The organism is Nostoc sp., from assembly GCF_036917515.1.
In the GTDB taxonomy this organism is placed as follows: Bacteria; Cyanobacteriota; Cyanobacteriia; order Cyanobacteriales; family Nostocaceae; genus Nostoc.
The window spans coordinates 1-11,100 of sequence record NZ_JBALDE010000131.1 but is presented as its reverse complement, the minus strand read 5'-3'; the positions used below and the strand labels follow the sequence as shown (position 1 = coordinate 11,100).

General features: G+C 42.6%; 11 protein-coding genes and 1 pseudogene. 5 read left to right on the top strand and 7 right to left on the bottom strand.

The features are described 5' to 3' along the window. The first annotated feature begins 110 nt into the window (after positions 1-110). Positions 111-866, top strand: a complete 756-nt coding sequence (locus V7K89_RS16915) for a GMC oxidoreductase (protein WP_442941696.1) — start codon at positions 111-113, stop codon at positions 864-866. Positions 867-1,197: 331 nt separating this feature from the next. Next, positions 1,198-1,482: a colicin V family bacteriocin gene (locus V7K89_RS16910; protein WP_335189050.1), complete on the top strand. Its 285-nt coding sequence runs from the start codon at positions 1,198-1,200 to the stop codon at positions 1,480-1,482. Between the two features lie 216 nt (positions 1,483-1,698). Here the strand turns inward: V7K89_RS16910 and V7K89_RS16905 are convergent. Beyond that, positions 1,699-1,885, bottom strand: a pseudogene (locus tag V7K89_RS16905) (IS4 family transposase); the annotation flags it as partial. A 140-nt stretch (positions 1,886-2,025) separates the two neighbouring features. Between V7K89_RS16905 and V7K89_RS16900 the strand changes: the two are divergent. The 3 genes from V7K89_RS16900 to V7K89_RS16890 all read left to right on the top strand — a co-directional run bounded on the left by V7K89_RS16900 (position 2,026) and on the right by V7K89_RS16890 (position 8,171). Beyond that, on the top strand, positions 2,026-3,972 hold the full coding sequence (locus V7K89_RS16900) for an amino acid transporter (RefSeq protein ID WP_335189048.1): 1,947 nt from the start codon (positions 2,026-2,028) through the stop codon (positions 3,970-3,972). A 282-nt stretch (positions 3,973-4,254) separates the two neighbouring features. Next, positions 4,255-7,494: a PAS domain-containing protein gene (locus V7K89_RS16895; protein ID WP_335189046.1), complete on the top strand. Its 3,240-nt coding sequence runs from the start codon at positions 4,255-4,257 to the stop codon at positions 7,492-7,494. 98 nt (positions 7,495-7,592) lie between these two features. Continuing rightward, positions 7,593-8,171, top strand: a complete 579-nt coding sequence (locus V7K89_RS16890) for a prolyl hydroxylase family protein (protein WP_335189044.1) — start codon at positions 7,593-7,595, stop codon at positions 8,169-8,171. A 30-nt stretch (positions 8,172-8,201) separates the two neighbouring features. Here the strand turns inward: V7K89_RS16890 and recR are convergent, their stop codons facing one another. The 6 genes from recR to V7K89_RS16860 form a co-directional block, all read right to left on the bottom strand. Beyond that, a complete protein-coding gene (gene recR, locus V7K89_RS16885; RefSeq protein ID WP_334906425.1) occupies positions 8,202-8,759 on the bottom strand; it encodes a recombination mediator RecR in 558 nt (185 codons plus the stop codon). A 156-nt stretch (positions 8,760-8,915) separates the two neighbouring features. After that, the gene (locus V7K89_RS16880) at positions 8,916-9,155 is read right to left on the bottom strand and encodes a hypothetical protein (protein WP_335189041.1); all 240 of its coding nucleotides are present in this window, start codon (positions 9,153-9,155) and stop codon (positions 8,916-8,918) included. A gap of 18 nt (positions 9,156-9,173) precedes the next feature. After that, positions 9,174-10,211, bottom strand: coding sequence for an aldo/keto reductase (locus V7K89_RS16875; RefSeq protein ID WP_335189039.1), 1,038 nt, complete (start codon positions 10,209-10,211; stop codon positions 9,174-9,176). A 161-nt stretch (positions 10,212-10,372) separates the two neighbouring features. After that, entirely contained in the window at positions 10,373-10,510 is a 138-nt protein-coding gene (locus V7K89_RS16870) for a hypothetical protein (protein WP_335189037.1), read from the bottom strand. A 9-nt stretch (positions 10,511-10,519) separates the two neighbouring features. Beyond that, a complete protein-coding gene (locus V7K89_RS16865; RefSeq protein WP_335189035.1) occupies positions 10,520-10,660 on the bottom strand; it encodes a hypothetical protein in 141 nt (46 codons plus the stop codon). A gap of 250 nt (positions 10,661-10,910) precedes the next feature. Further along, positions 10,911-11,100: hypothetical protein (locus tag V7K89_RS16860; RefSeq protein ID WP_335189033.1), on the bottom strand; the 190-nt coding region annotated here is incomplete at its 5' end.

Below are 11,100 nucleotides of genomic sequence, written 5' to 3'. Positions count from 1 at the left end.
AATTGATGAATGGTTTTCCAGCTTCTCCGATTCATTTGTCTATAGCTAGCTAATCTTCTCCTATTTTTCTTCCCCGAAGGTAACAAAAGAGGGATTAGTCAGAGCGAGAAGTGACAAGGGTAGAAACTGAAATCGCTGGGGAAAAACATTGGTTTACCAGCGATATTGTCGTTGTTGCTTGTGGTTCGATTAACTCAGCAGCCTTGCTGTTACGTTCTGCTAATGATAAGCATCCCAACGGATTGGCAAATAGTTCCGATCAGGTGGGACGGAATTACATGAAACAGCTGGAAACCGCTATAGTTTCCATACACTTAGAGGTGAATCACGCCAAATTTCAAAAAACGATCGCTGTCAACGATTTTTACTGGGGAGAGCCGGATTTTCCTTATCCAATGGGCATGGTGCAAAATACTGGCAATGTATTAGCAGATATGATTCCCGCAGAGGCTCCACCATTGATGGCTCCATTTATCAAGCTGATTCCTCATTTTGAGAGAAATTTGCTGGCCGAGCGCTCGGTTGGCTGGTGGTTGCAAACAGAGGATTTACCAGACCCAAATAATCGGATTCGTGTGGTGGGCAATCAAATTCATGTTGATTATACATTGAATAATATTGAAGCAAGCGATCGCTTAATCCATCGTTGGACATCTGTACTCAAGTCAATCCCTCAGTCGGCTAAAAGCGTCTTGCCATTTAGCATTTATCCCCGCACTCAAATACCTGAACAAGCAGTTGCTCATCAATGTGGTAGTTGTCGATTTGGTACAGATCCCAAAACCTCAGTCCTTGACCTTAATTGCCGTACCCATGATGTCGATAATCTCTACGTGGTAGATATAGGACTCATATTTTATTTCTGAACAAGATTTCAGATAAAACCCTGATAAAACGGGCTTTTCAGTCTCAGTATGTTTTCATAAATCAAATGGGAGTCCTATAGTAGTTTCTTTCCCTCAAATTCAGGTGCTAACCCGACATTAACGATTATGGCTAATGCGTTGCGTGTTGGTGATTTGCTTGCAGCAGCGTTTCGCTAAGGCATAATAGCTCAACGATAGCAATAGTGATTATTTATTTGTAAAGATAAAAAGGGCAAACATTATGACAAACGATCAAGGGCAAATTACACTACAACAGTAACCACAAATTCAATCTCAACAGGACGAGTCACAAGGAATACAATCCCATCCATTGGCTACAAGTCTAGGTACTGTAGGAGGTAGCGTTGCCGGAACCGCATTGGGGCGCTCCATTGGTGGTAAAGTGGGTGCTGCCATTGGTGGGATTGCTGGAGCAATTACTGGTGGCATTGCAGCCAATAAGCTGGTAGAGTATGCTGAAGAATTAATTGAAGAAATCCAGCCGACAAATAAATTAGGATTAGGAGCCGATCGCAAACCAATTGAACTACCCCCTCACTATTCTTGGGAAGAATTACAAGCATTATCAAAATTTTCAGCAATTTACAAGGCTTAGAAGAGTTTAGGAGCCTTGCAAAAATAACTTGAACAATTTTGATGGGGAAGTTAAGCTTGCAACTTGTTCTAGATTAAATTTGTACAACTTATTTTTACATGATGCCTATTAATATCGGGTGTTGCATAAATGTGGGATGATTTTGCTAGTTTTGTGGGATAAGCATCTTGCCCATCCTTTGTATTTCGGGGGTGGGCAAGATGCATTGGTGTCAACTTAAGAAGATAAAGCCCAAATTTGTTGGGTGTAAGCGTCACCCTTGAGATTGACGCTTACGCCTGTTTTTGACTAATCCCAGGAGTTTATGGCGTTCAATGAGGTAGGTAACAATATCAGAAGCTTCGTCACGTAGAACAGCTTGAGAAAAATGGTATAAGCCACGAAAGACCATTCCCATAGAAATGGCAGCTACTACATATTTTGTAAATCGGACAGGATGCTTAACATACAATAATAGTGCTATACCTTTGTAGTTAAAAATTTTAATAAACCACGAAGGCTTAAAAAATCACAAAGCCGACTTTTGTAACACAACCGTATTTGATGGCTAAATCAATTGTTTCAACAAAACGGCTCGGCAGCCAGTTAATCCATTGGTTGCTTGAAGAAAACCGACAAGATAAAAAAGGGCCTTACCGCAAGGAAGAAGCACATCGCCAGCATTCTTGGTGGCAGGTGATGTGCTTGACTGGTGTAGATTATTTCTCGACCCTTGGCTATCAACCAGGGATTGCAGCACTGGCGGCTGGCGCTCTTTCTCCTATAGCTACCCTGATTCTGGTTTTGCTGACGCTTTTTGGAGCGTTGCCAATCTATCGGCGCATTGCTGCCGAAAGCCCTCATGGTGAAGGGTCGATCGCAATGTTAGAGCATTTACTTTCCTGGTGGCAAGGAAAATTACTTGTACTGTGCTTACTTGGGTTTGTGGCAACTGACTTTATTATTACTATTACTTTGTCAGCTGCTGATGCTACTGCTCATATCATCGAAAATCCGCTGACACCAAGTTGGCTTCACAATCAGACGATCGCAGTTACCCTGATATTAATTGCACTACTAGGTGCAGTTTTCTTGAAAGGTTTCCGAGAAGCCATTGGAATTGCGGTAGTTTTGGTAGGAGCTTATTTGCTGTTAAACTTCATTGTCGTTGGCGTCGGTCTGTATCAGATATTAAATCACACAGAAACGATCCCGAATTGGCAAACTGCACTTTTTGCACGCCATTCTAACCCTTTGATGTTAATCGGCATCTCTTTGATCATCTTCCCCAAACTAGCGCTGGGATTGTCAGGTTTTGAGACTGGTATTACCGTTATGCCCCTGGTTAAAGGTAGCAGTAACAGCACTCCGCATCATCCCAAAGGGCGGATTCGGAATACACGCAAGCTGCTCACCTCTGCGGCTCTAATTATGAGCTTCTTTTTGCTTACCACCAGTTTTATAACCACTCTACTGATTCCAGCTGCACAATTTGCATCGGGGGGCAAAGCTAACGGACGGGCCCTTGCTTATTTAGCACATTTGTATTTGGGCAATGCCTTTGGCACAATTTACGATTTAAGTACTATTTCTATTTTGTGGTTTGCAGGTGCATCTGCAATGGCAGGGCTATTAAATATCGTGCCTCGCTACCTACCACGCTATGGCATGGCACCCAATTGGGCACGAGTAACCCGACCATTAGTGTTAGTCTACACAGCGATCGCTTTTGTTGTCACAATTATCTTCAAAGCAAGTGTAGAAGCCCAAGGTGGGGCTTACGCAACTGGTGTGCTTGTGTTGATCACTTCAGCCGCCTTTGCCGTAACTTTATCAGCCCATCGTCACCGACAGAAGCGGGCCAGACTCGTTTTTGGCATCATTACACTGTTATTTTTATATACCACTATTGTCAATATCATCGAAAGACCAGAAGGGATTAAGATTGCTGGGTTTTTCATCGGTGCGATCATTTTTACCTCGCTGGTTTCTCGTGTTTGGCGTTCAACAGAACTGCGAGCAGAGCGGATTGAAGTTGACGAACTTGCTAGGCAATTCTTTGCCGAAGATAGCCAGGGAACAATACGACTGATTGCAAATCGGTTGAATACGGGCGATGTCCTAGAGTATTTTATGAAAGAGAAAGAGGTACGCGAAGACAACCATATTCCAGCCAACGATCCAATTCTGTTTCTAGAAATTCACGTCTCCGATGCTTCGGAATTTGCAGATGTGATCAAAGTAAAAGGGGTACAAGTTGGTGATTATCGCATCCTCCGGGCTGAAAGTGCAGCAGTACCGAATGCGATCGCAGCTTTACTACTTTACATTCGCGACCAAACAGGTAAAATTCCCCATGCTTACTTCGGCTGGGTTGAGGGAAATCCCATACAATACCTATTGCGTTTTATCTTGTTTGGTGAAGGTGACATTGCTGTAGTTACCCGGGAAGTACTGCGTCGGGCTGAAAAGAATCCTCATAAGCGTCCTGGCGTTCATGTTGGGGGTTGAGTCACAGAAGAGGAAAAGGAGACAAGGGGAAAAGGTAACACGCGAAAATGCTATACCAGCAACGCTAATTATGAAAAGGACAAAAAGACAAATTTCCCCTTATCACCCCATCCCCTTGTCCTCTTTTCCCCTTATCCTATATAAGGTGCAGCAAATAAACCAGTAATATAAGTAGCGATCGCTGCTTCTCCCTCAAAATGGAAGAAATTGTCCTAAAATTTATGTAAAGATGAGCGACTCAATCTGAGATTAACTTTAAAATTATTTAATTAACTTTTTAGAATGCCAGACGCGGAAAAGTTCCAGAACCAGCTGGCTAATCACAAGCTGCTGCATCGGCAAGTTAGTAAAAAGGCAAAATCTTCGCTAGTAACCAGTGAAGAAGAAGGAATGGTGCTTCAGTTGGCTGATGGCACTATCCAAGCTTGCAATGCCTCTAGCGAGCGCATTTTGGGACTGACCGCACAACAGCTTGTGGGGCAAAATTTGCTCGATCCCAAGTGGCAGTTTATTCATGAAGATGGCTCTCCTTTACTCAGTGATCACCCTGCGATCATTACCCAAAATACAGGTAAACCTTGCTTAAATGTGGTGTGTGGCTTTTATAAGCCAAACGGTGAGCTAGTCTGGTTGTTGTTATCTTCACAACCTCTGTTTCAAACTGAAGGAAGTAATCTGTATGCGATCGTGACAACTTTTTTGGATATTACGGAATCTAAGCACGCTCAGTTCCAGGAAGACTGTAGTTGCGAACAAGATACTCAACGATTTGATGCAGATGAATTTCAAACACTGTGGGATAGTCAACGTTTGTTTCAACAAATTGCTGGCACTCTTCCAGGGATAATCTACATTTATGACCTAATTGAGCAGCGAAATTCTTACGTTAATTACGAAATTGCTCAAGGTTGGGGCTACACACCAGCAGAAATCCAAGCGATGGGAAAGGAGTTATTTACTCAACTTTTACACCCTGAAGATTTGGCTCGACTTCCTAGCTATTTTGAAAAATTTAATTCTGCTTATCAGGGTGAAGTCCTTAGCTTTGAATATCGAATTCGACACGCTAATGGTGAGTGGCGCTGGTTTTGTAGCTATGACACTGTGTACAGCAGAACTGCTGATGGATTGCCGCAATATCTTTTGGGGATCGCTTTTGATATTACAGAACGACGACACATAGAAACTTCCTTGCGGCAAAGTAACGAAAGGTTTGAGCTAGCAGCAGCTGCGGTTAATTGCCTAATCTATGACTGGGAGATTGGGAGAAATACAGTGGAAAGAACTCAGGGTCTAACCCAGGTTTTTGGCTACACACAACAAGAAACTGAACCTACCTTCCAGTGGTGGCAGGAACGCATCCATCCCGATGACCAACAAAGAGTTAATGACCAGTTCATCGCTAGTATGGTCAATGGAAACCGTTATCGGATTGAGTATCGAGTGCGTCACCAGGATGGCCGTTATTTGTGGGTGGAAGACCAGGGGTTTGCAGTCCGGGATGCAAATGGTCAGCTAGTTAGGGTAGTTGGTGCGAGTACCGATATTACCGAACAGCAAGCGGCTTTATCGGAACGTCAAAAAATTCAAACAAATCTGCGCGAGAGTGAAGAACGGATTCGGTTAGCCACTAATGCTGCTGAACTAGGTATGTGGTTTTGGAATATTATCACCAACGAGGTAATTTGGACAGACAAATGTCGGCAGCTGTTTGGACTGTCCATAGAAGCCGAAATCAGCTTTGAGATTTTCCTCAACTGTGTACATCCGGAAGACCGCCAATGCATTCATAAAGCGATCGCCCGCTCTATTGAGGAAAAAGTTGAGTGTGACATAGAATACCGTACCCTTTGGTCTGATGGTAGTATTCATTGGATTGCTGCTAAAGGTCGCGTCTTTTATGATACTGAAGATAAGGCAGTACGGATGATGGGTACTACCCAGGATATTACCCAACGCAAACAGGTAGAAAATGATTTGCGCCAGCGTGAAACTCAATTAAGGCGCTTAGTAGATTCCAACATTATTGGCATTATGTTCGCCACTCCTGACTACATTACTGAGGCGAACGAAGCTTTTTTAGAAATGGTGGGTTATACACGAGAGGAACTATTAACGGCTAAGGTACACAGACAACACATCACCCCACCTGAATATCATGCTCTTGATCGGCAGGGGCTAGAACAACTTTTAACGGTTGGGATATGTACTCCCTTTGAAAAAGAATACATCCGCAAGGATGGTTCCCGTATTCCCATACTAATTGGTGGTGCTTTGGTGGAGAGAGAGCCAGCGTCTTGGATCTGTTTTATTCTTGACCTAACCCCCAGGAAGCAATTAGAAAAGGCACTTAGGCAACAAGCAGAGGAACTCAAACAGGCAAACCGGAATAAAGATGAGTTTCTCGCAATTCTCTCCCACGAATTGCGATCGCCCCTCAACCCCATTTTAGGGTGGTCATCGCTACTCAAAAGCCGCAAATTTGATGAAGTGACTACAAGTCGTGCCTTGGAAACCATCGAAAGAAATGCTCAATTGCAGATTCAATTAATTGATGAGTTGCTGGATGTTTCCCGAATTATTCGCGGTAAGTTGAACCTGACTTTTGCCACTGTTAATCTGGTAGCTGTAATTGATGCTGCATTGGAAACAGTCCGGTTAATTGCCGAAACCAAATCTATCCAGATTAAAGTACAGGTTGACCCCAATGTTGGTAAAGTGTTAGGCGATTATAATCGCTTACAGCAAGTTGTTGGGAATTTACTCTCGAACGCAGTCAAGTTTACTCCCTCTCGTGGTTCAGTGGAAGTCAGTCTTTCATTGAGTGGTGAATTAACTTTCCACTCAGCAATAATTCAAGTTAAAGATACAGGTCAAGGTATTTCCCCTGAGTTTCTACCCCACGTATTTGAATACTTTCGTCAAGCCGATAGCAGCACAACCAGGAAATTTGGCGGATTGGGATTGGGATTGGCAATAGTTCGTCACTTAGTAGAGTTGCATGGTGGTACTGTAAAAGCAGCCAGTCCAGGAATTGGACAGGGAGCAGTTTTTACTGTCAGACTGCCTGTGATGAAGGAAAGTGAGGGTGCAGGTAAAGCAGGAGGAGCAGGAGAGAAATTTAACTCCTCAGTTCTGCGTGGACTAAGAGTATTAATTGTCGATGATGATGTTGACACACGTGAGTTTCTACACTTCTTGCTACAACAGAATGGGGCGTTGATAACTGTCGCAGCATCGGTAAATGAGGCGCTTAAAAATTTAACACAGGCTGTACCTAATTTATTAATCAGTGATTTAGGAATGCCAGAAATGGATGGCTACAGCTTAATTAAGATGCTTAGAGCCATGCCCAAAGAGGAGGGCGGAGAAATTCCGGCGATCGCTCTTACCGCCTATGCCGGAGAAAGCGATCGCGATCAAGTTTTAGCAGCTGGGTTTCAGAAACATATTGCCAAACCAGTACAACCAACTGAATTACTCACCTCAATTGCAGATTTGCTAGGGCAAAATCATCGCTAAAACTCTATTTCTGTTCATTGGATTTTAGGCTCAACTGAACTGTATTGGGTTATAAAGAATACACTATTCATCAGGCTTAAATCTCAATCGACTTAATCATGACCAAGAAAGATTTGCTTCGCAACCAAATTTTCACGCTGGAAAATATTCTTTCGCCAGCAGAATGCGCTGAGTATATTACTTTAACAGAAAACATTGGCTATACAGATGCTCCTATTACTACCCCTCGCGGTTTTAAAATGCGTCCCGACATCCGCAATAATCAGCGCGTTATTTTGGATGACCGAGAGCGTGCTTTTGATTTATGGCAGCGTGTGTCAAATTATATCCCCAACACCATTGGTAGATGGCATCCGGTTGGGCTGAATGAGCGTTTTCGTTTCTATCGCTACGATCCAGGTCAGAGATTTGTACCTCACCATGATGGTTCTTATCGGCGACCTAATGGTGAGGAAAGTCTATTGACTTTCATGATTTATCTGAATGAACGCTTTGAAGGCGGCGAAACCCGCTTTTATCCTCTTGAATACTACAAAGATTTATCTAATCTGGCTGTGCTTCTAGTAATAGGTATGGCTTTGTGTTTTGTCCACGAACCAGTACATGAAGGCGCTACTATTATCCAGGGACGAAAGTATGTCTTGCGATCGGATGTTATGTACAGTCAAATAGTCTAGAAAGTGATTAACCTGCAAAATAAACAAAATTTAATCTAACTCCCGGCGTCCTTCCAACGCTCTCGCCAAAGTAACTTCATCTGCGTATTCCAAATCGCCACCTACAGGTAAACCAAAAGCAATCCGCGTCACCTTGGTAAATGGTTTCAGTAGCTGACCGATATATAAAGTTGTTGTCTCCCCTTCTACACTCGGACTAATTGCGAGAATTACTTCTTGAGGTTTTTGCTGACTTACCCGGCGCTGCAAAGCTAGTATATTCAATTGATCTGGGCCAATTCCATCAATTGGCGAAATCACCCCGCCCAAAACGTGATACTTACCTTTGTATTCGCGGGTTTTTTCCAGCGCAATCACATCGCGAGGATCTGCAACAACACAGATAGTGTCGTTGTCACGGTTGGGATTGCGGCAAATTTCACAAACAGGTTCAGCAGATAAGTGAAAGCAAACAGAACACAAGCCTATCTGTTTTTTTGCCTCAATTAAAGCTTGTGCCAAAGCTGCTACTTCTGCTTCTGGTCGCTTCAAAATATGCAAAGCCAGTCGTTGGGCACTTTTGGGGCCAACTCCCGGTAGGCGTTGCAATTGTTCAATTAACCGTGCTAGAGGGCGTGCGTAAACCGTTGTCTTGTCTCCAAAATGTTTTCACTTTAACTATGATGACATTTTTTCAGTATTCCATCAGGCTCAACACTTCCAACTCGCGATCGCTTAGTACAGCATTTCATTAATTTGTAGCAATTAATGAAAGGCAATACTTTGCAATGCCAATGCATCCCTATGCAATGCCAATGCGTCTCGATACAATGTTGATGCGTCCCTCTGCAATGCCAATGCATCCCTATGCATTAAAAACGCTACGCTTTTATGCAAAATTGTACTTAGTTCTGGATTTTGCAGCCGTGCCAGTTTTGTGCCCACAGCAAAATATATGGTTGTTTGCTGTAAACTGCCCAAATCGCTTTCATCCTTAGTTTTCAAACACGCCCTAGCTAAAATTTATCCTAACCACTCAGGATTTTTGGCTGTACCATCAAACTGATTAGTAGTTTTAAACAGTTCATACTCACCTTTGAGAGCAGCTTGGCGAGTCCGATTCAGTAATGCTTTAACTTGTTCCTGGCTCATGGGTGTAAAAGTACGTACTGCCTCAAAAGCCTGGTTTAAGATAGGCATACTTTCAATACCTGTAATCACCGTTGAAGTTGGTAGATTCATCGCGTAATGCAGACATTCAATCGGTTTGACCACATTGCTTTTGAGAATGTTTTGATCGCCCATTGATTTCATCCCCAGTACAGCAATTCCATCTTGAACCAGTCTGGGTAAAACTTGCCTCTCAAAACTGCGGAAATGAGCATCCATAACATTTAACGGCATCTGCACTGCATCAAAACGGAACTTATTTTGATTGGCAACTTCCAACATTCTCAGGTGTACTAAAGGGTCTTTGTGTCCAGTAAAGCCTATGTAGCGAATCTTGCCAGCTTTTTGTGCTTCCACAACTGCTTCCATCGCACCACCAGGGGCAAAAATCCGGTCTGGGTCTTCCATGCGAATAACTTCATGATGCTGCAACAAATCAATGTGGTCTGTTTGCAAACGTTTTAAAGATTCATCAATTTGTTTAGCTGCAGCCGCCTTTGTGCGACCGTCGATTTTAGTCATCAGAAAAGCTTTTTGACGATAACCATTTTGCAGAGCTTTACCCATGCGAATTTCGCTACCTCCATTATGGTAATCCCAGCAATTGTCCATAAAATTAATCCCGCGATCAAGAGCAGTACGGATCAACCCAATACCCTCTTGTTCGTCTTTTGGTCTACCAATATGATGACCACCTAGACCAATTACAGATATTTGTTCTTTGATGCGTCCTAGTTGCCTGTAGAGCATTTCACCTTTTTTAATCTGGAGTGGGGTAGACTGATTTTGCGCTAAAACTTGTTTGGTTAAACCTTGTAAAGCAAATACCCCGGCTCCACCTAAACTAGAAGCAGAAACTACCTTCAGTAAATTTCGTCTGCTAATATCCACAAATTTATCCTTTTGCCACAGTATGAAAACTTGCCTTCATAGCTTTGCATGGAGCAAAATTCGCTGCTTCTAACTGTTGAATGATAAAAGCAGTGAGCTAGAAATAGATTTTGATTGAGTCCAGCTAAATTGTTCAAGCTACTAGTACCGCAAGGCGGAAGTCAAAAGTCAAAAGAATTGTATTCCAAGCTCTTGCGCCATTTCATTTCATTGGCATCGGCTAACTCCTTTTGCAAAAACCACTGCACTAAGGCACGAATTTTATAACATCCTTCTCTTTCTTCTACCAGTTGCAGCAAGTTGCGCCCCTAAAGTTTCTTTTTAGCTGCGTTTAATTTATCTTCTGACCAAGTTAGCTGTCTTTCTTCCTGATTTTCTGTTTTTTCTTCATGTGTCGCCACCCAAATGACCAAATCCCAAAAAATCAGTGCAGGAAAAAATAAGCTCAAAAATCTTCCTTGTTGCGCTAGTGGTCGAGTTCTTTCCAAGTTAAAGCAAAGGTGGCTTTAACTCCCAGTTGAGTTGAGATTTCTTACTCAATTCATTGCTTGTGATATCTAGGTTTTTGGAATTGAAACCAGTTGCCGTTACTAACATCGCCACTAACATCACGCTTTAAGTTACTAAAATAACGAATTTAGTTATCACCACGACGATTTTCCTTACAAACATCATTGTATTCGTTACAATATTAAGAATTTAGTTACCACCACGACGACAATTTTCCTTACAAACATCATATTTTTCCTTGATATTGCGGAGTCTATTGTTACACTCGATATCAAGATTTGTGGATTTTATAGCAGTTCCTGCTTGAGTGCAATACAGTATGGGATGATGGAGTATATCAACGTCTAAGTGCCTGTAGAATGAAACCTTACTCCTGTGA

Excerpts from the sequence above, each read along its gene's own strand:
- V7K89_RS16900 (WP_335189048.1), top strand. The coding sequence starts at position 2,026 with ATGGCTAAATCAATTGTTTCAACAAAACGGCTCGGCAGCCAGTTAATC.
- V7K89_RS16890 (WP_335189044.1), top strand. The coding sequence starts at position 7,593 with ATGACCAAGAAAGATTTGCTTCGCAACCAAATTTTCACGCTGGAAAAT.
- V7K89_RS16895 (WP_335189046.1), top strand. The coding sequence starts at position 4,255 with ATGCCAGACGCGGAAAAGTTCCAGAACCAGCTGGCTAATCACAAGCTG.